Raw genomic sequence first — 24358 nt, 5'->3', positions numbered from 1 at the left:
TGGGCTGGGCGTTGGTTTGTTTACGCCCTGGCCTCTAGCGGTGCAGCACGTACTGGCCGCTGAAAAGTACTGCGGCTTCATCACTCCCCACGTTGCTGACGGTCGTTTCCAGCGTCAGGCGCGCTCTGCCGCGGCGCTGGTAGAGCGCTAGAAACCGTTCCCAAGCCTTTTCATCCGGGGCCGCACAGCGCGCTACCGCCGCGCCAGTTACCGGTAGCGGGTAGCTGATCTGGCCTTCATGAATGACAATATGCCCGTCATCGATACCCAGCTCACGCAAACGCAGGTGCAGCCACCCCCAACCCGCCAACACCGCTGCGCAATAAAGGCTGCCACCGAACATGGTGCTCTTGTGGTTGACGTTGGCCGCCAGCGGCAATTGCAGCTGCAGCACCTGCTGCTGCCAGCCCACCACCTCCAGGCCCATCTCCTGCGTCAGCGGAATATCGCGGTGCAGCACCGCCTGCAGGTACTGGCTCTCGTTACTCATCAACGGGTTTCCTCATGGTCGTCATGGCCACCGCTGCCGCCTTCGAAATGCAGGCCATGCTTGCGCAGCTTGTCGTGCAGGGTTTTGCGCGGGATGCCCAAGGCTTCGGCCAGGCTGCGCATCGAACTGTGGGGCTTGGCCAGCTCGGCAGTGATCAGCGAGCGCTCGAAGTGCTCCACCTGTTCACTCAGGTTGCCCGTGACCACGCTGGGTGCAGCAGCAGCCGAAGGCGCGGCCTGGCCGTCCAGGGCCAATTCCAGGCCAAGGGCAAAGCGCTCGGCGGCATTCTGCAGTTCGCGCACGTTGCCCGGCCAGTCATGGCGTAGCAGCAAGGCGCGCTGCGCAGGTTGCAGGGCGTGTGGGCCCAGGCCGTGGCGCTGGGTAGCGGCGTCGGCATAGTGCTGGAATAGCAGCAGAATGTCGTCGCCCCGCTCGCGCAGTGGCGGAATGCGCAGCGGTGCCACATTCAGGCGGTAATACAGGTCGGCGCGGAAGCGGCCCTGGTCGGCAGCCTGGCGCAGGTCTTCCTTGGTGGCGGCGATGACGCGGATATCCAGCGGGATAAGCTGGTTGCCGCCCACGCGCTCTACCACCCGTTCCTGCAGCATGCGCAGCAGTTTCACCTGCACATCCAGGCTCATGCTCTCAATTTCGTCCAGGAACAGCGTGCCGCCATTGGCGAATTCGAACTTGCCGATGCGGCGCTTCTGCGCGCCGGTGAAGGCGCCTGGCTCGTGGCCAAACAGCTCGCTCTCCACCACCGATTCCGCCAGTGCGCCGGCGTTGATGGCCACGAACGGGCCGTCCCGGCGGCTGGAAAGGTCGTGCAGCGCGCGGGCTACCACCTCCTTGCCAGCCCCGGTTTCGCCCAGGATCAGTACGTCTGCGCGGGTGGCGGCCAGCGCTGCGATCTGCTCGCGTAGGCGCAGCATGGAGGGGGACTGGCCCACCAGCCGGGTGGCCAGTTGCTGGCGATCGCTCAGGGCCAGGCGCAGGCTGCGGTTGTCCAGCACCAGGCGGCGCAGCGCCAGGGCACGGCGCACGCTGTCCAGCAGGGCATCGCTGGCAAAGGGTTTTTCCAGAAAATCGTAGGCGCCGGCGCGCATGGCCTGCACCGCCAGCGGCACATCACCGTGGCCGGTGATCAGCAGCACCGGCAGCTCGCTGTCCAGGCCGCGCAATTGCTCAAGCAGTTGCAGGCCATCGATACCGGGCATGCGGATGTCGCTGACCACCACGCCCGGCCAGTCGGCCTCGATACGCTCGGCCAGGCCCTGGGCATCGGCCAGGGTCACCACCTTCAGCCCGGCCAGGTCGAGGGTCTGGCTCAGGGCCTGGCGCAGGTGCGGGTCATCATCGACCAGGATCACCTGAGCGTGGCTGTCGATCTGTGTCTCGGGGCTCATGCCGAGGAATCCTCCGAATTGGGCAAGGTCGCGCCAGGTGGGGCTACACGCATTTCCAACGTGAGCAGTGCGCCGCCTTCAGGGTGGTTGGCCAGCAGCAGTTCCCCACCCAGGGCGCGCATCAGGCTTTCGCAGATGGCAAGGCCCAGGCCCAGGCCCTGGGTGCGTGTCTTGGTGGTGAAGAACGGCTCCTTGGCATGCTCCAGGGCCTGGCGGCTGAACCCCGGGCCGTTGTCGCGAATGTACAGGTAGACGCAGTCATCGTGCTGTTCGGCACTTATCCACAGCCGGCGCGGGTTGGCTTTTTCGGTCAGGGCATCCAGGGCATTGGCCAGCAGGTTGCTGAGCACCTGGCGCAGGCGGGTTTCGCCGGCCTGTACCCACAGGGTGGCTTCTGGCAGGTCGCGGACCAGTTCCACCGCCATGGCGCGGCGGCGCTTGGCCAGCAGGGCTAGGGCGTCATCCAGGGCCGGCTGCAGGGCCACGCTTTCCGGGGCATGCCGGTCGCGCCGGGCGAACGCGCGCAGGTGGGCGATGATCGAGGCCATGCGCCCGGTCAGTTCGCCGATCAGCTTGAGGTTGCCACGGGCGTCCTCGATGCGTTGGTGGTCCAGCAAGATCTCGGCGTTTTCGGCGTAGCTGCGGATGGCCGCCAGGGGCTGGTTCAGCTCATGGCTGATGCTGGCCGACATGGTGCCCAGCACCGACAGCTTGCCGGCCTGCACCAGTTCATCCTGCGCACGCACCGCCTCCTGCTGGGCATTCTCGCGCTCCAGCACCGCACTTTTCAGCCGCGTGTTGAGGCCTTCCAGGTCGGCGGTACGCTCGGCTACGCGCTTTTCCAGCTGCTGGCGGCCGTGCGCCTCAAAGTCGATACGGTCGATGTAGTGGCGACGGCGCTGCATCACCAGGCCGGTCAGCAGCATCACTACCAGCAGGGCGCCAGCGCCGATGGCGGTGACCGTTTGCACCGAGCGGTCCACCAGAATGCGTGGGGCAAGGATGCTGACCTGCCAGCCGGTTTGCGTGATGTCGCGGGTTTGCGTGATCCACGCGTCAGGGTTGATCACCAACGGCTGTGGCGCCTGGGTGGGGTAGGGCTGGATGGCGATAATGGCCTGGCGTTCTGCTTCGGTCAGCGGCCGGGTGGCACGGAACCGCCAGTCGGGGCGCGAGGTGAGAATGACCACGCCGTTGTGGTCGGTCAGCAGCAGCTGCTCGGGGGTACGGCCCCACAGGGTTTCGGTGTGGTCCAGGTCCACTTTCACCACCAGCACCCCAACGATGCGCTCGCCATCGCGCACGGCGGCGGCAAAGAAGTAGCCGCGTTTGGCCGAGGTGGTGCCCTGGCCGAAGAAGCGCCCCAGGTGCCCGGCCATGGCTTCGTTGAAGTACGGGCGGAAGGCGAAGTTGCGGCCCACGAAGCTGTCTTGCTTGTCCCAGTTCGACGCTGCCAGGGTGTTGCCGCTCACGTCCATCAGGTACATCACTTCGGCGCCGGTCTGCTGCACGATGTTCTTCAGCAGCCGGTTGGCATTGGTGACGGCCTCCAGGCGGAACGGGTCGGCCAGCACGCCGCGCAGTGCGGGCAGGTCGCCGAGTATCTGCGGCAGGGTTTCGTAGCGGTGCAGGGTGCCCAGCAAGTTGGCCACGTACAGGTCCAGGGTCTGGCGGTTTTGCGATGCCAGCTCCTGCTGGTAATACCGCTCGGCCAGGTGATGCAGGGGCCACAGCAGTGGCACCAGGCACAGGGCCAGCAGGGCCAGGCTGCGCCAGCGGGGACGACGAGGGGGCGTGGGCTTTGCAATCATCGGGTAAGTGCGCCAGATAAGTCTGACGCAATTATGCGCTACTTAAGGCAGTAGTTCCGCCTCGGTCAGCGACACCCCCAGCTTGTCCTTTTCGGAAAGCACCGGTGGCTGCCTCAAGCCCCAGTCGATGGCCAGGGTGGGGTCGTCCCAGCGGATGCAGCGGTCGGCGCCGGGGTTGTAGTAGTCGGTGGTCTTGTAAAGGAACTCCACCGACTCGCTCATGACCGCAAACCCATGGGCGAACCCTGCAGGTATCCAGAGCTGGCGATGGTTTTCGGCAGAAAGGTGCACGGCCACCCAGCGGCCGAAGGTAGGGGAGTGCTTGCGCACATCAACGGCTACGTCACGGATCTCCCCCTGCACCACGCGCACCAGCTTACCCTGGGTGTTCTGCACCTGGTAATGCAGGCCGCGCAGCACGCCGGCCACCGAGCGGGAATGGTTGTCCTGAACGAACTCGACGCTCGTGCCAGTGTGGCGGGCAAACTCGCGCGCGTTGAACGATTCGAAAAAAAAGCCGCGGCTGTCACCGAATACCTTGGGCTCGATGATCAGTACCTCGGGGATTGCAGTGGGAATGATGTTCATCGGGGGCCCCCTGGCTGCTGTTCAGTAATGACCCTAGCTGGCGTGCGTGCTTTTTTCTCATGAAACAATCTTGGCTGGATGCCAGGGGTAGCCTTGTGCTAGATGTGATGGCTTGGACAGGACAGCGTTTACCGATTCTTATCGGTTATAGTGGTTGTTAAGGCAATGTAATAATCTTTTTACCGGTTTAATTATAGATATATATCGGTTATAAATTCCCCGACGCCCGCCTCGTTCGGTCAGGGCCATTGACAGAGGTCAACGATGAAAACCCTCAATTCCACGCCCCGTGCCGATGGTTTCCACATGCCCGCCGAATGGGCCCCGCAAACCCAGGTATGGATGATTTGGCCAGAGCGCCCCGACAACTGGCGTTTGGGTGGCAAGCCTGTCCAGGCCGCCCATGTGACCTTGGCCAAGGCCATCGCCCGCTTCGAGCCCGTCACCGTTGCCGTGTCTGCCGGCCAGTACGAAAACGCCCGTCGCCAGCTGGACCAGCCGAACATCCGCGTCGTGGAAATGAGCAGCGATGACGCCTGGGTGCGCGATACCGGCCCAACCTTCGTTATCAACGACCAGGGCGAAGTGCGGGGGGTGGACTGGGGCTTCAATGCCTGGGGCGGCTTCGACGGCGGCCTGTATGCGCCGTGGAACCGTGACGAAGAGCTGGCCACCAAGGTGCTTGAAATGGAGCGCTGCCAGCGCTACCGCACCGAAGGGTTCGTGCTGGAGGGTGGGTCTATTCACGTGGACGGTGAAGGCACCGTGATTACCACCGAAGAGTGCCTGCTCAACCGTAACCGCAACCCGCACCTGAACCGCGAGCAGATCGAAGCGGTGCTGCGCGACAACCTGGCTGTCGACACCGTGGTGTGGCTGCCGGATGGCCTGTACAACGATGAAACGGATGGCCACGTCGACAATTTCTGCTGTTACGTGCGGCCGGGCGAAGTGTTACTGGCCTGGACCGATGATTCCAACGACCCCAACTATGCACGTTGCCATGCCGCGCTGCAGGTGCTGCGAAACACCCGCGATGCCAAGGGCCGTGAATTCATCGTGCACAAGATGCCGATCCCGGGTCCGCTGTATGCCACCGCTGAAGAATGCGCAGGCGTCGACCAGGTGGCTGGCAGCCAGGAGCGCGACCCTTCAGTGCGCCTGGCGGGCTCGTACGTGAACTTCCTGATCGTCAACGGCGGCATTATTGCACCGAGTTTCGATGACCCTGCAGATGCCGAGGCCAAGGCCATTCTGGCGAAGATCTTCCCGGACCACGAAGTGGTGATGATCCCGGGCCGTGAATTGCTGCTGGGCGGAGGCAACATTCATTGCCTGACGCAGCAGCAGCCTGCCCCGCTGCACCGCTAGGGTTCTGCACCGCCCGACGCCCGGCGCGGTGGCTGGCATACGTTTTGTATTGTTTATCAAGCAGATAGCCCGGCTGGGTTGGGTTATCCGTTTGTAACAATACCTACGTAAGTTAGCTGCTCACGGGCCAGGAGTACGTGTAGACATGAATGCAGCAAGTGAGTCGGCTTTGCGCCCAATGGCAGTGGATCACTCAGTGCTGAAGGTGTTGGCGAGGTGGTTGAAACACCATGGAAGCATCAGGGTCAGGACGACCGACCCACGACGTCTACTTGCCGGGCGCTACCCCCAGGGGCTGATCAGCGATGCAGAGATGCAGGCGTTGATGGCGGTGTGGCACTGATCGTCAGCCTTTAAGGGCATGCGCCACTCCACCCCAAATGCTCTGAATGCAGGGCTATGGGGTGGGTTTTTCGCGGGTCAAACTGGCAATTACAGCGGGCCCTTCAGAAACTGTAACTCCCTGTCACCACCAGACTACGCGGGTCACCCACCTGAATCTGCGCAGCACTGGTCGCCGAACTGTAGTAGGTCTTGTCGGCAATGTTGCTCAACGCAGCGCGCACGTCCCAGTCATGGGTGCGATACCCCGCCAATGCATCCCAGCGGCCATACCCCGGCAATACCGTGGTGTTCTGGTTGTCTGCATAACGCTCGCCCACCAGCGTTAGGCCGGTTTCGGCGTACCAGCCCAGTTCCGGCTTCCAGGTGACGAACAGGCTGGCGTTGCGCTTGGCCACATCATTGATGCGGTTGCCTTCCAAGCCGTTGTTGTCCTTGACCACGGTGGCGTCCTGCAGGCCGACACCCCCGCGCACGTACCAGTTGCCGATCACATTCCCCGTGGCAGTCAGCTCAATGCCCCGTGAGCGCTGCAGGCCGCTGAGCAGGGTGATTTCCGGGTTGATCGGGTCGCGGGTGCGGCGGTTGTACAGCTCCAGCTCATACACCGCCAGGGTGGTGGTCAGGCGCTGATCAAACCAGTCGCTTTTTACACCGATCTCTTTCTGCCGGGTCAGCTCCGGGCCGGTATCGTTGGTGTTGCCCGCCGCGCCTGGGGTAATGCCGATCAGCCCGCCACCCACAGGTGCAAACGTCTTGCTCCATGAGGCATAGAACGAGTGATCACGCCACGGCGTGTACACCACGCCCAGGCGCGGGCTGGTGGTGCGGCTGTCCTGCTTCTCAGCCAGGTTGCGCACCTTGTTGGTGGTCTCGACTTCGAACTGGTCGAAGCGCACGCCGGCCAACACCTGCCATTGGTCATTGAGGCGAACCTGGTCCTGCAGGTACACCCCCCGGCTATCGACCACGGTGTGGTTGTTGCTGGACACCACCATGCGGCCGTTGTGCTGCCGGCTGCGATCCGGGTTGTTCAGGGACAGCGCCGGCACCGGCCTGCCGCCGGCAGACACCGCTGCGGCGGTGTACAGGGTGGGGTCGCGGCGCTGGTTGCCGAACTCCAGGCCCAGCAGCAATTTATGCTCCAGGCCCAGGGTGTCGAAGTCACCCTCGGCTTCCAGGTTGTTGAACAGGTTGCGGGTGTTCAGGTCCTGCTGCCAGCGCTGGCGGGTCACCGTTGCCGTGGTGGCGTTGTAGGCGGTGGGGTAGGTGTTGTCGAACTCGCTGTCCAGCTCGAACAGGCCCAGGGTGTGGCGCAGCTGCCAGGTTTCGTTCAGCTGGTAGTTGAGGCGCGAGCGCAGCGACTGGGCGCGGTCGTCAATGTAGTCACGGTGGGTATCGCCATAGGTGGTGCTGCGGTTCACGTCGGCCGGGCGGCCGTTGACACCCGGGATGCCGCGGTCGGGGGTGCGGTTGAAGCGGCTGTATTCGTACTGCACCAGCCAGTTCAGGTCGGGGGTGACCTGCCAGCTTACCGAGGGCGCGAACAGCTGGCGGCTGCCATCGATGCCGTCCCGGAAGCTGTTGTTGTCCTGGTTACCCATGTTCAACCGCAAGCTCACGGTGTCGCTGGGGTCGGCGCTCAAGTCGGCATAGAGGCTGCGCAGGTCTTCGCTGCCGGCCTGCGCCTCGACGGTGGAGCGCCGGCCAGCCTCCGGTGCCTTGCTCACCCGGTTGACGATGCCGCCCTGGCTGCCGCGCCCGTACAGCACCGCCGCCGGCCCCTTCAGCACCTCGACCCGTTCGATATTGTGCAGGTCGCGGATGTACTGGCTGTCATCGCGAATGCCATCGAGGTAGAAGTCGTTGCTGGCCTCGAAACCGCGAATGCGCACGCTGTCGAAGCGCGTATCGGCGCCGCTGCTCACGTTGGGGATGCCTTCCAGTGCCTTGCCCAAGGTATTGCTGCCGTAATCCAGCACCTGCGCAGCCTTCACCGTATCGATCGCCTGGGGCACATAGCGCACAGGCGTAGCGGTACGGGTGGCCGTGCTCACTTCCTTCACGCGGGGGTTGTCTTTTTCGCGCTCGCTGTCGGCGGTCACCGACAGCTCAGGCAGGGTGGTGGTCGCAGCGCTGGCAAAGCCTGCAGTGAACAGCAACGAAAGGGAAAGCGAGAGGGGAGATAGGCGTTTGGGGGCAAGCATGGAGCGTATCCAGACCAGGCATTAATGGAGTTGCGAATGGTAATGCCTACCATTTACTATTGCCTGTCTATTTGTAAAGAGTTCCCATTACATATGTATCGCTTTGTAACCAATCCATCCGTCTCACGAGCTCACGGAGAATTGTCCTAATGGTCAGGTTGGATAATCCCGCTTGAGATGGAATCACTGCCTATAGCCCAAACACGTAGAAAAATGCCTCGTTCCACACCTGCTTTTTGGTTATATCGACCTGCATTTCACGTTTTTTTGACATTCGCGCTCACCCACCGCTAGGATTCGGCCAACGCCTGCTGGCCAATCCCATTGGCCGTGCTGTTGCCTCAAGCCGCCGTGTACTTACCGGCATGGCTCCCAGGCTGGACCCGCATAGCGTCGAACCTACGAAGGGGCGTTGGTTCCTGGCGCCATATTGCAGAGCGTTCTTGATCTAGAAATAAGGAAAACAACATGTTGAATACCAGGATCAGCCTGGTCGCCCTGGCGATGATCGCCGCGACTCAGGCACAGGCCAATGACCAGGCCGCCAGCAAGGGCTTCATCGAGGACAGCCACGCCAACGTCCTTCTGCGCAACGCCTACATCAACCGCGACAAGAAGCACGGCACCGACGACCAGATCGAATGGGGCCAGGCTTTCATCGGTAACTTCTCCTCCGGCTTCACCCAGGGCACCGTGGGTGTCGGCGTCGACGCATTTGGCCTGTACGCCTTGCGCCTGGATGGCGGCAAAGGCCACAACGGTGGCGGTGGCGTGGACTTCTTCAAGCCGCACGACACCACCAACGCCGATGGCAATGCCAGCTCGCCGCACAACCTGACCCGCGCCGGTGCCGCCGTTAAGTTCCGCATCTCCAACACCGTGCTCAAGTACGGTGACCAGATGCCAGCCCTGCCCGTGCTGCAGTACGACGACGCGCGCCTGCTGCCAGAAAGCTTCACCGGCACCTTGATCACTTCCAAGGAAATCGAAGGCCTGGAGCTGAACGCCGGTCGCTTCACCCAGGAAGCCCGCAAGAGCGCCGAGCGCCGTGACGGCGGCGGCCTGAAGTCGATCAACGTGTTCGGCGGCAGCTACAAGTTCACCGACAACTTCACCGCGTCGCTGTACACCGCCGACAACGAAGACGTGATGAAGAAGCACTACCTGGGCTTGAACTACGTTCACGCCATCGCCAATGACCAGTCCCTGACCCTGGATTTCAACGGCTACAAGTCGAACATCGACAACAAGTACGTGCAGGCAGCCGGCCTTAACGGCGACTCCAACACCATCTGGAGCCTGGCCGCCACCTACGCCTATGGCGCCCACTCGTTCACCATCGCCCACCAGCGCAGCACCGGCAGCACCGGCTACAACTACGGCTGGTACCAGAACAAGGGCGGCGTGGGTGACGGTGGTTCCACCATCTTCCTGGCCAACTCCTACTGGTCGGACTTCAACGCCGAAGACGAGCGTTCGTGGCAGCTGGGCTACGGCCTGGACTTCAGCGCCTACGGCATCCCGGGCCTGACCTACAAGCTGGCCTACGTGGTGGGTGACAACATCAACACCCGCACCGTCGCCAACCCGCAAGGCTACGGCGAAGGCAAGGAGCGCGAGATCTTCAACCAGGTCCGTTACGTGGTGCAGGAAGGCCCGGCCAAGGACCTGTCGATCAAGCTGCGCAGCTCGTTCGTGCGTACCAACGACGCCGTGCGCCAGAACGGTTACAACGACGACGGCAACGAAGTGCGCGTGTTCGTCGAGTACCCGATCAGCATCTTCTGATCCGCTGCTGAGCCAAAGGCTACCCCCCATGCCATTGGGGGGCGCCTTGCGCAGCCAGGGTTGCCCGCCGTCAGGCCGGCAACCCGATACTCACCCGCAGCCCGCCCCCCTCGCGATTTACCACCGTCAGCTCGCCCCCATGGCTGTTCGCAATGCGCTGGGCAATGCTCATCCCCAACCCGTACCCGCCAGACCCTTGGTTGCGCGAGCCTTCACCCCGCACGAACGGCTCGGTGATGGTCGCCAGCAGTTCAGGCGCAATGCCAGGCCCCCGGTCATCCACCTGAATCACCACCCGTGATCCCACACGCTCCAGTGTGACGCTTACCCCATTGGCGTAACGCAGTGCATTCACCAGCAGGTTCTGCAGGCAACGCTGCAGCAGCAAGGCATCCACTTTCACACTGCCTACCTGGCCGTGCACCGGGAGTGGCTCCTCAACGGTGGCCAGCTCTGCACACTGGCGTGCAACCAGCCGGTCGATGTCCACGTGTTGCAGGTTCAACTGTTCACCCGCCCGCAGGTAGTCCAGTACCTGGCCGATCATGTCGTCCATCTGGGCGATGTTCTGCCGCAGACGCTGGCGGTGTTCGTCGTCGGGCATGCGCTCCAGGCGCAGGCGCATGCGCGTCAGCGGGGTGCGCAGGTCGTGGGACACGGCGGCCAGAAAGTACGCCTTGTCGTTGACCATGGCGATCAGGCGCTGCTGCATGGCGTTGAAGGCCTGGGCCGCCTGGCGCACTTCTTCGGGCCCGTCCAGTGCCAGCGGTGGTTGCTCCAGGTTGCCACCCAGCCCCCGCGCCGCATCGGCCAGGCGGCGCAGCGGGCGCAGGCACAGGCGTACGGCAATCAGGCACACCAGCAGCACGGCGACGATGCGCAGCGCATACACCCGTAGCAAATAGTCGCTGATCAGCAACCAGGCCGACTCGCCGCTCCAGCCCTGCAGTTCCTGGCCGTCGATGGTCAGCCAGTGCCCATCGGCCAGCGGCACTGCAAACTGGATATGCGCCTGGGCGGTACGCAGCCCGAACAGGCTGCGCCAGACGATGGGCCGCCCGAGTTCGTCGGTCAGTTGCACCTTCATCAGGCGCACGTTCGGCTCGCGCCCCAGCTCGTACTTCAGGGCCTGGTGCAGCAGCAGTTCCACGCGCTTGCGCCCGCGTCGTTCGTCCGCTTCCAGCGGCGGCAGCTGTTCTGCGCAGCGCAGTTGATAGTGGGCGGGTACCTTCACGGCACCGGCATGGCACTGCGCCTGGGCGATCAAGGGGGCGCTGCGGGCGGCAATCAGGCGCACCGGGGCTTCTAGCACCTGGGCGAAGCGCACGTCGAACCAGATGCTGCTGGACATCAACTGAATGGCCAGCGTGCCGCCCACCATGATCAGCAGCAGCTGGCCGAACAGCGTACGCGGCCACAGCCGACGGGCCCAGCGCATCTCAGGCGTCGGCCTGGGGGCTGGCAATGCTCAGCAGGTAGCCCTCGTTGCGGATGGTGAGTATCTGCGCAACGCCGCCCGGTGCGTGGCGCAGGTGCTGGCGCAGGCGGCTGACGCACATGTCCACCGAGCGGTCGTCGGGCAGGTGGTCGCGGCTGAAGGCACTGCGGGTGAGCTGGTCGCGCGACACCACACGGTTGTTGGCTTCCAGCAACTCACGCAGCACGCGGTAATCGGAGCGGGGCAGGGTGAGGGTTTCGCCATCGGGGCGGGTGAGCAGGCGTTTCACGTGCTCCAGGCGGAAGCCCGCAAAGGCATGGGCCTCCACCTGGGCAGGTTCCTGCACGGCCGTGTGCAGCCGGTGCGGCCTGCGCAGCACGGCCTTGATGCGGGCGATCAGTTCACGGGGTTCGAAGGGTTTGGCCAGGTAATCGTCGGCGCCCACCTCCAGGCCGATGATGCGGTCCAGCGCGCTGCCCTTGGCCGACAGCATGATCACTGCCAGCCCCGGGGTGGCTTGCAACTGGCGGCACAGGCTCAAACCGTCTTCGCCGGGCAGCATCAGATCCAGCACCACCAGTGCCACCGGCTGGCGGGCCAGCTGCTCGCGCATCTGCTTGCCATCGGCGGCGGCCAGTACGGTGTAGCCAGCGTCCTTGAGGTAGTCGCAGAGAAGTTCGCGAATCTCGTCGTCATCGTCGACAACCAGCAGGGTTGTGCTCATGTGCAGGACACCTTTCAGGTGAGGGCCAGCGGCGCTCATTACGTTCAATTACAACCCCATACATGTCGGGTGTAGAGCCCGGAGGGCCGATCCCTAGAATCCTAACAAAAAATCATCTGCAAATACGAAGCCTTCCCAAATGAATCCCTTGAGCACACCGAAAACCTTTACCTCATTCACCTGCGCCGGCACCCGCATTACCCCTGTCGCATTGCTGGTCGCCCTGGCCATCAGTGGCAGCGCCATGGCCGCCGACAGTGCCCCACTGGTGCTGGACGCCACCAACATCGAAGACAGCGCCATGCTGCCCGGCGATGAAGCGGGCCAGTTGGGTTACACCGTCGAGAGCACCCGCAGCTCCACCGGCCTGGACTTGACCCCGCGGCAGACCCCGCAATCGGTCACCACCATCACCCGCCAGCAAATGGATGACCGCGCCATCCACAGCATCGAGCAGGCGCTGGAAACCACGCCCGGCGTTACCGCCAGCAAGCTTGAAGTGGGTGGCCGCACCGAATACCGCGCCCGTGGCTACGCCATCACCAACTGGAAAATCGATGGCCTGCAAACGCCCGGCGCTTCCGACTTCAACGGCAGCGGCAACGCCCTGAACATGGACCTGTACGAGCGCATCGACATCGTGCGCGGCGCCAACGGCCTGCTGGGCGGCACCGGCGACCCCTCGGCCACGGTCAACCTGATCCGCAAGGCGCCCACCAAAACCTTTGGCGGCAGCGCCTACGCCACCTACGGCAGCTGGGACAAACGCCGCCTGGGCGCCGACCTGAACCTGCCGCTGTCGGAAGACGGCCGCTTGCGTTCACGCTTTGTGATGACTCAGCAGGACGCCAACTCGTTCCGCGACAACCAGTCCGAGCGCTCCCGCGCCGCCCTGGCCAATTTCGAGTTCGACCTGGACGACGCCACCACACTGGGTGCCGGCTACCAGTACGAGTACAACAAGGTGGTGGGTGGCGGCTGGGGCGCGAACATCCCTATCTGGTACCGCGACGGCAGCAAAACCGACCTGCCGCGCAGCAACAACCTGGTACCCAGCTGGAGCTTTGGCGAATACACCACCCGCACCGCGTTCGGCTCGCTGGCACACCGCTTCGACAACGACTGGGCGCTGGACCTGAAAGTTGCCCAGAGCACCACCGACGCCCTTAACCATCGTGGCCTGGGCAAGGTGAACTCTGCGGGGCGCGGCCGCTTTGGCGGTTACTGGGACCAGGACGGCAGCGGCGCAGTGCTGAACGGCCTGCACAGCTCCAGTGATACCACCCAGCAGTCTGCGCAGATCGACCTCTCTGGCCCGTTCCAGCTGTTTGGCCGCACCCACCAGGCCATGGTGGGCTACAACGACAGCCGCACCGTGGCCTGGTCGCCCGAGTACAGCTGCAACATGGTCGGCAACGGCCGAATCGGCGCCCCGGTGGTCGGCTGCCTGTTCCGCGCCAACAACGGCCTGCCGATCAGCGACTGGCGTAACGGCGTGAACGCCGACTACGACATGCTCGCCTCGCAAACCGGCCGCCACACCAAAACCACCACCCGCCTGCAGGGGCTGTACGCCGCCACCCGCCTGAGCATCACCGACCCGCTGTCGGTCATCGCCGGGGTGCGCACCACCGACTATTCGGCCATTACCCGCAGCGTCAACGGCGCCCGCACCAGCCAGGAAGAAAGCGGCATCGTCACCCCCTACCTGGGCGCGGTGTACGACCTGAACGAAAACTACTCGCTGTACGCCAGCTACACCGACGTCTTCACCCCGCAAACCCAGGAAACCAGCAGCGGCGCCAAGGTGGAGCCGATCCGTGGGCAAAGCTACGAGACGGGTATCAAGGGTGAGTGGTTCGACGGCCGCCTGAACGCCTCGGCGGCGTACTTCCGCAACAAGCAGGAAAACAAGGCCGTGCTCGATGGCGGCGTGTCCACGCCAACCGGCAACGACGCCTACAAGGCCGGCTCTGGCCAGGAAACCGACGGCATCGACCTTGAAATCGCCGGCGCGCTCACCCCGGCCTGGAACGTGTATGCCGGCTACACCTACCTGCACTTCCGCCGCGTGGACAGCGACGGCCGCAGCGACCCGTCGCACCTGTTCAAGGCCTCCACCACCTACCACCTCAGCGGCCCGCTCGACCGCCTGACCGTAGGTGCCGGCGTAACCGCGCAAACCAACATCCGCGCCATCTCCACCCCGGCAGGCCAGCCCGCCAACGGCGTAAGCACCGGCGCCACCGACGTGAACTGGTCGGGTTACGCCATCTGGAATGCCATGGCCAAGTACCAGGTTACCGATGACACCAGCGTCACGCTGAACGCGAACAACCTGTTCGACAAGCATTACTACACCCGGTACGGGTTCTACGCCGGTGCCATTTATGGCGACCCACGCAGCCTGTCACTGACCGTAAGCACCAACTTCTAACCCCGGCTACCCGCTCCCATAGCCCCTGTGGGAGCGGGTTCACCCGCGAATGGGCTGCCCGGCAGCCTCATTTTTTTCTCCCTCCCCCGCGTCCCAACTGTCCCAGTCCTCCCCGAACAGCTCCACCGGGTGCATGGTCCTGTCTGCGCCATTGCCGCAGGCGAGCGCCTTGGCCGGGCAGTACACATCACACCCCCAGCAGATACGCTCGGGGTGGCTTGGGTTCTTGGGAAATTTCTTGGCCATGGTGAGGGTCCTGGGTCCGGTTGCCAGACCTCAGCCTATGCCTGCCCGTGGCCGACGCGTTGACCGGGGTCAAACTCAGGCTTTGGTGGCGTACCAGAGCGTCCACCTGTCTTGCTCTTCCATCGGCAAAGCATCACCCACTTGCGTGCTGATAAACCCGATCAGGTCTGCCAGCTCCGCGTCGTTCAACTCATGCAGAATGGAGCGCCCGGTGCGCTGCGCCAGGTCTTGTTGCAGGGCCTCAAGGTGGGTGTATGTTTTGCGTGTTTCCCAGAGTTGCATCGAGCGGATATGGGTAAAGCCCGCTCCGGTCAGCGCCCGCACGACCTCGTCGTGCCTCGGCCGGCGAGCCAGTTCGACTTCCAGTAAACGAGGGAAGCGTTCGAAGAAGTAGCCGCGAATATGCTCAGGTGAGCCGGCGAGCGTTACATCTTCAGGGGTGCGGTCTTGAATCAGTACGTGGCCGTTGTCTCGCAGAACCCTGAAGGCCTCGGCGAAGCAGGCGTCATAGGTGGGCAGGTGGTGAATGAGTGCCCGTTCGAAAACGATATCTACGCAGGCGTCTGGCAGGCCGGTTGCCGTCGCTTCGCCGGACTGGAACGCGAGCCCCTCCAGGCCCACCGCATTATTGCGTGCTGCCTCCAGCATCTGCGCCGAGAAATCCACACCGGTGACGTGCTCGGCGCCCAGGCGGTGCCAGGCAACTGAATAGATCCCGCCCCCGCAGCCGATGTCGGCTACCCGCCTGTTTAACGGGTCGACGATGGCCTTGATGGCCGCAGCCCAGCCACTGTCGGCTTCACGGCTGGCGTAGGTTTTGCGGTTATCTTCAGAATGAAAATCGATGGCCATATTTCCCCCCTAGATCCAACACCCGTAGGAGCGACCGCAGGTCGCGATGGGCTGCCCCGCAGCCCCAATAACCCCACACCCCTGCAACGCTAGATCACTTCGGTGAACATACAACCTGTGTGGGTCAGTCGATTGCTCGCTCAAACACCTCATAACCCTGCGGCCCGATTCCAGTAACCACGAACCCAGCTCTCGAATACATGAATCGTGCGGGATTATCGGGCCTTACGCTCAATCGCAGTCTCGCAAAGCGCAGTGATCTTGCGGTCGAGATGTAGGCATCTAACAGCGCAGAGCCCACACCGTTGCGCCTATGGGTTTCCAATACGTTAATGGTGCACAACTCTGCACAGTCACCGTCCGGCATCCACAGCGAATACCCCGCGAAATCTGTGCTTATGGTTACGACAGTGAACTTGTCGAAATGAGTTACCCAGCGGGTTAGATGACGGCTGAGATCTGCTCGCCAGGCCGCTTCGTGGGACGGCTCCCAGGTGCGGATATAGTCTTGTTCGCCCAGGTAGATTGCTGGCAGGTCGGTGACAGATGCGTGTCTCAGGTTGAGGTTCATGGGTGTCAGCCGGTGATTTGGTGAGCGGCCTTTATGGCAGTGTTGCTCAAGGGGGCTTGGTGTCCGCGTTGGCATGGGAGCGGATACTGGATCTGGTGGCAATAGAAACATGGGTTACAGGGTCTAGCTACCGCGTACTTGCGAGATAACAATCTGCGGTAGGGCGCCAGCATCGTTCGAGGGCAAGACAAGGCTGGTGCGGAAGCCGAGCTTGTCGAGCATATCCATCATGGCGTCCAGCGTGAATTTCTCGATCCTGCCATTTGCCAGCTCGGATACCCGGGACTGGGTAACGTTGAGCCTGGCAGCAGCCTCGTGCTGCTTGAGGCCCATCTGCTTTATGCAGCCAGTGATGAAAATGGACAGGTCCATCTTCAAAGCCATCTTGCTGGCTGTGTCCTCATCGTAGGTGGTGTGGAGGGGCTCTCGTAGAATTGAAGGGCCATTGCTTCACCTCGGAAGGACTGTCTGAGATTTACAATAAAACCGGACGCAGATCGCTTTGGGTTCAAGGCGTCTGGGACACGAACAAAAAAGGCCTACCTTTCGGTGAGCCTTTTTTGATCCTGCGTATGGTGCCGGCACCAGACGAACGGTTTCTTGCTGTGAGGGCAGGGAATTCGAGGGGCTGGAATTTAGTGGAATTTTGGCTGTACCCCAAAGTGTAGCTATAGGTGAATCAGCTAGTTATGGAGTTTGGTGGAATCGAATCGGGGAGTAGCTGGTCGCCAAATTCGGCGCGATATACCTAACCACGAACGAACACCGCGTGAACAGCCAACACCTGCCGATCAATCTGCCGCGCATCATTGAATTTAGGGCCGTCCTCAGAACGCTACCACTCCACGAACGGTTACCACCGATCTGCATGCGTTTTGACTGTGATTTAATTACCACTGCCATGGTTTCACGCCGTTGTGTTTAGTGTGAATAGGGACCCCGGCGGAGGATCCTAAGGCTTATAAAACCGCCGATTGGTGGGTTTTAGGGACTTTCACGCATGCAAGGAGCACAATCCAAATTGACTTGGAGTTTGAAGCTGTAATCATAAAAATCAATCAATTGATTAGCGAAATCCCTTTATGGGTCGATTCATGTTAATTGGTTCTTTTTTTCTTGCGGTTCTGCACCATGAGAATGGTGATTAATGTTGCTGTCAACATTCCCCATGGGTATAAGTAGTTAATTGCCCAGGGCTTTTCAAAGGTTGGAAGGTTGTATCCTAGTACAATAAATGGACTGCCCATCGCAATAACTCCTGCAATGGCGGAACTACGGCCACTTGATGTGGTGAAGAAAATTAGAATTAGCAGTAGTGCCCAAGGCAAGCATTGAAAAAATATTCGCTCCAATTTTTGCGTTGGAAATCCTGGTTGAAAACTGAATTCAATTTGGCTCTTACCTGCTTCTGACATTAGTTTGTTGAAATAACGCTTGCTTGGTGAATTGTCTGGTAGCGTCTCAACTTTCTTTTCGAGTTCTACAATTGATTCTATTATTTTTAATTCTGTGCTGATTCTATTTAGCTTAAACCTTCCAGTGTAAGATTCGTAGATGAATAGACCGCTGCACATCAGGATAATTGTAAAGGCAAGAAAGGTTAGTCGTCCCCATGTGAAGTCTTTGAAGAGGTTTTCAAAGAAGCCAAATATACTTTCCATATAATTATGAGTCCCGTAGATATGAATTCCGTATGAGCCTTGAGTTTAGGGGCTTGACGTGCAGTATTCTATCCTTTATGCAAGCAATGTCCATATCTGTAAGCTCGCACCGGCTGTCACATTAGAGTGGGGCCGGGGAAAGACCGTGAGATAGACCAAGCCGTTTCATTCGGTCCGAGTCGACTGCCTAGCTGCGCTGGTTGGTAATTGGCTCGGAAGTGGTTATTTTCAATCACCAGTGCTCTCGATGCTGGTAACGGGCTTCACATTTTATTAGAGGCGGAATGAGCTAGCTAGCCCCGACCTGCGGCTAAATTTACCCACTGGTGAAGGCCTCTGGTACCTACGTCGTATCATTGCTAAGTCTTTTTTATCGGCTGACCAAGTCGTTGGCGCCAGGCATATCAGCTCCAGGCTAGAAATGTTGTAGGCGCTGATTTTTTTGTTTGCAGACTCAAATGCAGAAAGCTGATGTCGGTGTTTTCTGGTAGTGATTTGGTTTTTTGACACTGTGCTGATTTTCGAGATTAAAAATAGTAAATCCATATATTTGTACTAAAGGGTGTGATTGTGTCTAGAATGGCTGATTATATGATTTCGCTCGCCAATGGGCGAGATGAAGTGTGGGGCAGTATGTCTGTTACTCAGAAACAGCGATGGATGTTTCTGTTTGCTGACTATGGTGTAGTCTGTGAGCCATCTGCTGAGTTTGAAGATCATTTTCCTCAGTGTAAGCTGTATAGTCTTTTAAATATCCAGTTGGACCAAGCCGTGATGGTTGCACGGTACAATAAATATACAAGGCTTAAGGGGACCGTGTATGGAATGGTTTATTCGCATGCCGTGACGCTCCTTGAGACATTTATCGGTGACTCATTGATTGCACTTGCTGGTTTTCATTCGACAGTGCTTTTAGGCGTGGCTCAATATTGTGATGAGATTAATAAGAGCGGAAAAATGACTATGTCTGAGGTGATGGCCCTGCCTAATGGGATAAAGGGTAAGGTTATAAGTCTGTTGCAAAATGACACATTTCATAATCCGGATACCATTGTAGAGATTTTTCATAAGGCTTTCGGCGAATATGGTAAGGGAATAGATACATCCCAGATAAGACCAATTATTGCTAGGCGGCACGACATTATCCACCGTAATGAGGTGTCTTCATCTGGCGAACGACTTACGCTTGAGTTGGAAATGCTTGAGGAGGACATAAAAATAATAAGAGGATTTTCTGCTGATCTTTTGGCTAAAATTAATTCAGCGATTTCACATCTATGAAAGTTAAAAAGAGTGATTTTGACAAGATTTGCAAGTTCTGGATTATTTAGAGGGCAGGTGAGAATGGGCGTCAAATTTCGATGGTGCCCCGGCTTTGGCTTGCTGCTTGGACTAGATGGGGGCTGCGTCGCTGGCGAGTTGCTGTCTGAGTTCGAATCGCTTGCGGCATGCATCGGCCAGTCCGACCATCGGATAGCTTCCGAGGACTGTCAAGCTTTTGCGGCCTTCGGACTTTACAAGGGGTGGTGAGTCTTTATCAGTATAGGAGTCTAAACCGATTGCCCGTAAAAAGGGGCGCACTATTAATTAATTGGCGCCCCGCATTTAGTTATGTGATGCGTATGTCTGGAATTAAATGGTTCGGTGTATGGACATGTTATTCCATATATGCCAATTCGTCTTTGTAAGGTAGAACTGAGTCGTATAGTTGATGGTAGCCCTTGCCTACGGCTCCGTAGAATTGTAAAAGTTCAGGCGGATTTTCACCGGCCTCTAATATGTGGTCATTCGCGATGCCAGGGTATGGATCGATAAAAATAATTTCTCTCAACCCCAATTGGTAGGCTTTTTTTGCACATAGTTCACAAGGGCTGGCAGTGGTAAATAACTTTCCGCCCTCAATCGCTGCGCCACCATATTTCACGATTTGCAAAAATGCATTCTCTTCGGCATGAAGTGATCTAGTGTGTACTTGATTGCCACGTGTTCGCTCACTGCTCTCCAGGCCGTTCCGGATATCTTTGAAACAGTAAGATAGGTTCTGACCGCTTGATTCTAATGCATCGGCTAGCTTGATAAGCTTTTTGCCTGCGCTTAGTCTAAATTCAGAATTCGTTCGCTCGTATTTGCTGTATGCGACCGCGTCGAAATCGTTCATCAAGCCCTTAAGTGACCTTAGCGAGCACGGAATTTGACCTTTTGCTACATCATTCCACCCAACAGCTTTGACAGAGTAATCTGCGTCAGTTACCACGGCTCCCACCTGCCGAGAAACGCACCCCGAGTTACTCTTGGCAGAGTACGCAATTTGCATAACCCTCTCCATTGATGTAGGTGAGACAAGGCCAGGGTGGAGCATTAAAGCTACGTACCATGCCAGCTGGGCCTTTAGTACATTGTTATTGTCAAGCTCGCCTCTTGGGTTGAATAGATGTATGTCCGATATTTCAATGCATTGCTTAACGTTCTGGCTGATGAAGTCAGCGTGAGTGATCTTGGTTTTGCCTGACTCATGGTCGTCAATTTCACGAAGCTTATCAGAGGTGAACTTATGAACGCTGTGTAAATAAGCTGCACGATCATCGTCAGGAGCATTTATCGATACGAGATAGAATGCCGAATAGCGGTCTTTGAAGAATCTGGCTTCATAGGGGTTTCGTATTGCATCTACTACTACCAAGGCCTTTTCTTTTATGCTCCTAATCCCTTTGATCACCCTGTTTATAGTTTCGGGAAGATGGAAAATGCTGGCGGGCATAAAGTCGACGGACTTGTAATCTTTGTCGATGCATCCGATTTTTCTGATTGAGTTCCCTGCTGATTGATAAATCGACACATATAGTGCGTTATCAATTTGCCTCAGCTCGCTTTTGAAGTCGTTTGTAAATTTTCTCATGAGCCGCAAAAAAGAAATAAATTTTTCCTTTTCTTTATCTTGAAGCACGAATTTCTCTTCATGATCCAATAATTTACTCATTATAGGTGCGAATTTGGTTCTTATTTTGTTCTTGCCGTAGGATCCGTTTTCTAAAATCTCGACTAACTTGGCATTGTCAATAGGGGTTTCCAATACTCCGATGATAAATGAAAGGAGCTCATTGGTGCCTATTGACAACAAATAAGCGGATATTAAATCGCTTACCTTTATTGAATAGAACTGTACGATGTTTCGTTCGGCATAGCTCTTAAGTATTTCGTATCGCCTACCATTTAAACGTTCAAAAAAAGCTTTTCCTTTGTACTGGACGGCTTTTAGATCTGGGAAATTCGGATTGGGACTCTCAAGGATATTTGCCGCGGTAGTGCAGCCTGAGCCAGTTCGGCCTGTTAATCCTATTACAACAAATTTGCTACGTTCTCTGAAGAGGGAGCTTACTACTTCCCTGTTGTGATTTACCATGCTTTCTCCACCTGCATTGTTATATTTTATTTTTTGAAGCTTGGCTTCGCTTAATCAGTCGTCTTTGACGGTCTGACGCCTATTCAATGGCGGCACTTAAACTTTGTGCGAACGGGCGAGCGTAGAATATTCCTCCCTACCTCCAAAACTGTATTGAGTGAGGGACGGAGGCGTATCCAACTATCTGAACTTACGGGCAAATCTACCTTTTACCACCTTGGTTAAATAGCTATTTAAACCATGGCCAGATCGAGCGAGCTGCTGTAGCTGAGAAACGATGGAAGCGCCAGGCCGCGTCCCGTCATAGAGATATTTCCAGCCGTCTTTGAATGCTACGACGATTGAGCCTGGCCCAATCTCGTAACCGACAACACCTGAGTCCCCGCCTTTATTCCCATACCTCTCCATGCCTAAGCTCCTACTATGCTTGTACGCTGCCTGCATGGTGGCACATGGCTGCACCTAAATGCATCTGCCCTTAGTCAGACGTGGCTGGAAACAGCCGGAACCCTAGGTGGCCGGTAGGTAAACTAAAACTGTCGTTCCGCATGGTTTAGACCAGATGAACGGCAGTGGTTGTGAAGGGTGTGTGAGGATACCTGTCATCTATCACTGGCCGTCATGACAATGCCTTGATTACTTCTACCGAACAGCTTTCGACGGCATAGCCAAGCTACTGACCGTCATCGCCCATTCCTTTTTCCTACCAGTGCCATAGTTATAAGTCCGCACCTTGATATCCGTAGTCTTCCCCCACGTCATCCCGCCAAGAATGCTTAATGTTATCAGGGATCAAGGCCCCTGCGACCTATGGGGAATGTCCTCTACGCGGGACCAGCGGCTCCTTACAACCGGGAGCAAGGGCATCTCATGATCTGGCCTCCTTAACACCGTTACCGGTGGGCGGGTGGAGGCAGTGCTGGCTGACGAAACCAGCGCCTGAAGATCCTGAGCCGGGTCAACGCAGCAATGCGATGACCGGGCATTTCTGACTTTCAGTCAGGTGCAGTCCATTCCTTGGTCTGCAGCATCATAATTTACATGGCTGTTGCTGGTGGCATCGGCGTTTGTCACGAGGAGGAATGCCGCAAAGCCATGTGCTATCAGTGCTGCAGCAGTGGTAGAAGTGCCCGTCTCTTTCCAGAGAAAGAGACGGGCACAGGCTGGCGCAATATTCGGCCAAGCGGATAGGTTGCTGCAGGGCAGCGAGGTAAGGTGTATCTGGCGCACGAGCGCAATAAGTGTAAGAGCATCCATCACATGGGTAGTGACCGGGCGAGCTGCCGGATGCGAATCGCCCTTGGGGAGAACCACCGCGGGGGCGGCGTGACCTTTAAGGTTCGGGTCACCTGGGGTGCTGTCATCGACAGCGCTTGCAACTCCCGGTCTACGCCTGTGGACAATATTCGTCAAGCAAAGAGATTTCAGGGATTTAGCGCCTGTGGATAAAACTATCCCCCAGTGGACATTAGTGGTTTTCCACAGACGTAAACTGTGCCAGCAGTTTTCTTCTTGGATATGGTCCTTTCAAACGGGGCGGCTTTGCAGCCCCGTTTGAAAGGACCCGCGTGGAGGAGCTTCATGCGGTGCTGTGGGTAACTTCACAGCGAGTTTGAGGTGGTGGTGCGGCGGGTTACTCGGTCCTCTTGGCACTGCGAAGGCGCGTGACGTTCTCGCCCGTCTGCTTGGCAAACTCATGCGGCGTCACATGGTCCTCGCGGTTCGCCTCCAGAAACCGGCTCCATCAGGTCATGATCATCCGCCGCTCTTCGAGGAACTCGGCCTTGTGGGTATAAGCGGCGCGCACGTGTTGCGTTCCTTGTGGCTCATCTGCCGTTCGATAGCCGTCTCCGACCATAGGCCAGACTCGACCAGCGCACTGCACGCCATGGTGCGGAACCCGTGGCCGCAGATATCCACCTTGGTGTCGTAGCCCATCGTCCTGAGCGCGGCGTTCACCGTGTTCTCGGACATCGGCTTCCACGGTTTGGCATCCCCCGCGAACACCAGCTCGAACTTGCCGGTGATCGCGTGGATCTGCTCAAGCAAGGCCACTGCCTGCGGCGATAAGGGTACAACGTGGATGTCCCCGGCCATCTTCGTACCCCTTGTGGAAAAGGGCACTCCGTCCAGCGCAGGGCGGGTGTCGGGGATCTCCCAGATGCCGTGCTTGAGGTCGAACTCGTTCCAACGGGCGAAGCGCAGTTCACTGGAGCGTACGAATACATGCAGCGACAGCATCACCGTGAGGCGCGTGAGCGGACGACCTCAGTAGTCCTCAATGCATGCCAGTAGCTCCGGCAGCCGCGATAAGGGTAGTGCGGGTCTGTGAGTTACCCGTGGTGTCTTGATCGAGCCATCGAGGTCGTGAGCTGGGTTCGCGGTAATCAGTCGCAGCCGTTTGGCTTCACGCATGATGCTTTGCAGGTAGTTCTTGATCCTGAGCGCCACGTCGATGGTGCCGCGCTTCGTCACGGCTTCCAGTGGCTGCATGAGGTCGTGGGTGTCCAACTCAACGATTGCTCTGGCACCGATCAAAGGGAATACGTGAGTCTTCAAACGGCTGAGCACTGTCTTGGCGTGGCCGGGCGCTCACTTGGGCACCATGCTCGCGTGCCAGTCGAGCGCAACGCTTTCAAAGGTGCGGCCGTTGATCACGGCCTGGGTCTTGTTTTGTTGCTTGTACTGAATGGGGTCTATGCCGTTGGCGAGCTGCTGCTTGATCTCAAAGCGCTTGCGGCGTGCGTCGCCTAGCCCGACCACCGGATAACTGCCGAGAGCGGTCAGGCCTTCGCGGCCATCCGGTTTCACGTACCTGAGCCGCCAGCCTTTGCGGCCGTTGGGTTGCACAAGCAGGTAAAGACCGTCGCCGTCGAAGAGCTTGTACTCGCGCTCTTTGGGCTTTGCCGTGCGACAGGCGGTGTCTGTAAGCGGGGCAGTGGTGCGGGCCATAAGGGTAGTCTCCGATATCGAAACGGACCTCTATCCTTAAAACTACCCTTATTAGCGCTGGCTGCCCTCGGAAT

Annotated in this window: 16 protein-coding genes and 3 pseudogenes; 4 read left to right on the top strand and 15 right to left on the bottom strand. The window is 58.7% G+C overall.

Translation table 11 applies throughout. The annotated features are described in order from the left end of the window. Nucleotides 1–34 precede the first annotated feature (34 nt). Genes PPA02S_RS18890 through rfbC form a run of 4 tightly spaced genes read right to left on the bottom strand, consistent with a single transcriptional unit; the run spans nt 35 to nt 4295 of the window. Nucleotides 35–490, bottom strand: coding sequence for a YiiD C-terminal domain-containing protein (locus PPA02S_RS18890; protein ID WP_028635339.1), 456 nt, complete (start codon nt 488–490; stop codon nt 35–37). Beyond that, entirely contained in the window at nt 490–1896 is a 1407-nt protein-coding gene (locus PPA02S_RS18885) for a sigma-54-dependent transcriptional regulator (RefSeq protein WP_028635338.1), read from the bottom strand. The genes PPA02S_RS18890 and PPA02S_RS18885 overlap by 1 nt, the downstream gene beginning before the upstream one ends. Continuing rightward, the gene (locus PPA02S_RS18880) at nt 1893–3707 is read right to left on the bottom strand and encodes a sensor histidine kinase (RefSeq protein ID WP_028635337.1); all 1815 of its coding nucleotides are present in this window, start codon (nt 3705–3707) and stop codon (nt 1893–1895) included. Before PPA02S_RS18880 ends, PPA02S_RS18885 begins: the two co-directional genes overlap by 4 nt. A gap of 42 nt (nt 3708–3749) precedes the next feature. After that, nucleotides 3750–4295 carry a dTDP-4-dehydrorhamnose 3,5-epimerase gene (gene rfbC / locus PPA02S_RS18875; protein WP_028635336.1) on the bottom strand — a complete coding sequence of 182 codons (546 nt, stop codon included), beginning with the start codon at nt 4293–4295 and terminating at the stop codon, nt 3750–3752. Nucleotides 4296–4559: 264 nt separating this feature from the next. Between rfbC and aguA the strand changes: the two genes are divergently transcribed. Continuing rightward, nucleotides 4560–5666: an agmatine deiminase gene (gene aguA, locus PPA02S_RS18870; protein WP_028635335.1), complete on the top strand. Its 1107-nt coding sequence runs from the start codon at nt 4560–4562 to the stop codon at nt 5664–5666. A gap of 446 nt (nt 5667–6112) precedes the next feature. Here aguA and PPA02S_RS18860 read toward each other — a convergent pair whose 3' ends face one another. Continuing rightward, nucleotides 6113–8215: a TonB-dependent receptor gene (locus PPA02S_RS18860; protein WP_028635333.1), complete on the bottom strand. Its 2103-nt coding sequence runs from the start codon at nt 8213–8215 to the stop codon at nt 6113–6115. A gap of 468 nt (nt 8216–8683) precedes the next feature. Here PPA02S_RS18860 and PPA02S_RS18855 point away from each other — a divergent pair, with 468 nt between their 5' ends. Then, nucleotides 8684–10003: an OprD family porin gene (locus tag PPA02S_RS18855; RefSeq protein WP_028635332.1), complete on the top strand. Its 1320-nt coding sequence runs from the start codon at nt 8684–8686 to the stop codon at nt 10001–10003. Nucleotides 10004–10073: 70 nt separating this feature from the next. Here PPA02S_RS18855 and PPA02S_RS18850 read toward each other — a convergent pair whose 3' ends face one another. Together PPA02S_RS18850 and PPA02S_RS18845 are read right to left on the bottom strand one after the other, a co-directional pair. Beyond that, complete coding sequence (locus PPA02S_RS18850; protein WP_028635331.1) at nt 10074–11441, bottom strand: ATP-binding protein; 1368 nt, start codon at nt 11439–11441, stop codon at nt 10074–10076. Nucleotide 11442: 1 nt separating this feature from the next. Continuing rightward, entirely contained in the window at nt 11443–12165 is a 723-nt protein-coding gene (locus PPA02S_RS18845; protein WP_028635330.1) for a response regulator, read from the bottom strand. 139 nt (nt 12166–12304) lie between these two features. Here PPA02S_RS18845 and PPA02S_RS18840 point away from each other — a divergent pair, with 139 nt between their 5' ends. Continuing rightward, entirely contained in the window at nt 12305–14602 is a 2298-nt protein-coding gene (locus tag PPA02S_RS18840; protein ID WP_028635329.1) for a TonB-dependent siderophore receptor, read from the top strand. A 39-nt stretch (nt 14603–14641) separates the two neighbouring features. Here the strand turns inward: PPA02S_RS18840 and PPA02S_RS18835 are convergent, their stop codons facing one another. The 6 genes and pseudogenes from PPA02S_RS18835 to PPA02S_RS23070 all read right to left on the bottom strand — a co-directional run bounded on the left by PPA02S_RS18835 (nt 14642) and on the right by PPA02S_RS23070 (nt 17932). Further along, nucleotides 14642–14848, bottom strand: a complete 207-nt coding sequence (locus tag PPA02S_RS18835; protein WP_028635328.1) for a DUF3079 domain-containing protein — start codon at nt 14846–14848, stop codon at nt 14642–14644. A 75-nt stretch (nt 14849–14923) separates the two neighbouring features. After that, nucleotides 14924–15700 carry a class I SAM-dependent methyltransferase gene (locus tag PPA02S_RS18830; RefSeq protein ID WP_028635327.1) on the bottom strand — a complete coding sequence of 259 codons (777 nt, stop codon included), beginning with the start codon at nt 15698–15700 and terminating at the stop codon, nt 14924–14926. Nucleotides 15701–15824: 124 nt separating this feature from the next. Beyond that, nucleotides 15825–16271, bottom strand: coding sequence for a GNAT family N-acetyltransferase (locus PPA02S_RS18825; RefSeq protein ID WP_028635326.1), 447 nt, complete (start codon nt 16269–16271; stop codon nt 15825–15827). 123 nt (nt 16272–16394) lie between these two features. Further along, nucleotides 16395–16717: pseudogene (locus PPA02S_RS18820) on the bottom strand (helix-turn-helix domain-containing protein). A 308-nt stretch (nt 16718–17025) separates the two neighbouring features. Next, nucleotides 17026–17154 (bottom strand): annotated as a pseudogene (locus PPA02S_RS23385) (integrase domain-containing protein); the annotation flags it as partial. A 214-nt stretch (nt 17155–17368) separates the two neighbouring features. Beyond that, nucleotides 17369–17932 (bottom strand): hypothetical protein, encoded by a 564-nt coding sequence (locus PPA02S_RS23070; RefSeq protein WP_154660103.1) that lies wholly within the window; start codon nt 17930–17932, stop codon nt 17369–17371. Nucleotides 17933–18511: 579 nt separating this feature from the next. Here PPA02S_RS23070 and PPA02S_RS18815 point away from each other — a divergent pair. Next, nucleotides 18512–19213 carry a hypothetical protein gene (locus tag PPA02S_RS18815; protein WP_028635325.1) on the top strand — a complete coding sequence of 234 codons (702 nt, stop codon included), beginning with the start codon at nt 18512–18514 and terminating at the stop codon, nt 19211–19213. 376 nt (nt 19214–19589) lie between these two features. Here the strand turns inward: PPA02S_RS18815 and PPA02S_RS18805 are convergent, their stop codons facing one another. Next, on the bottom strand, nt 19590–21332 hold the full coding sequence (locus PPA02S_RS18805) for an anti-phage dCTP deaminase (RefSeq protein WP_028635323.1): 1743 nt from the start codon (nt 21330–21332) through the stop codon (nt 19590–19592). 1633 nt (nt 21333–22965) lie between these two features. Continuing rightward, nucleotides 22966–24284 (bottom strand): annotated as a pseudogene (locus tag PPA02S_RS18800) (tyrosine-type recombinase/integrase). Nucleotides 24285–24358: the final 74 nt, after the last annotated feature.

Origin of the sequence: Pseudomonas parafulva NBRC 16636 = DSM 17004 (assembly GCF_000730645.1) — a bacterium.
GTDB lineage: Bacteria > Pseudomonadota > Gammaproteobacteria > Pseudomonadales > Pseudomonadaceae > Aquipseudomonas > Aquipseudomonas parafulva.
The sequence above is the reverse complement of the archived record's forward strand: the minus strand, read 5'-3'. Positions and strand labels throughout refer to the sequence as shown.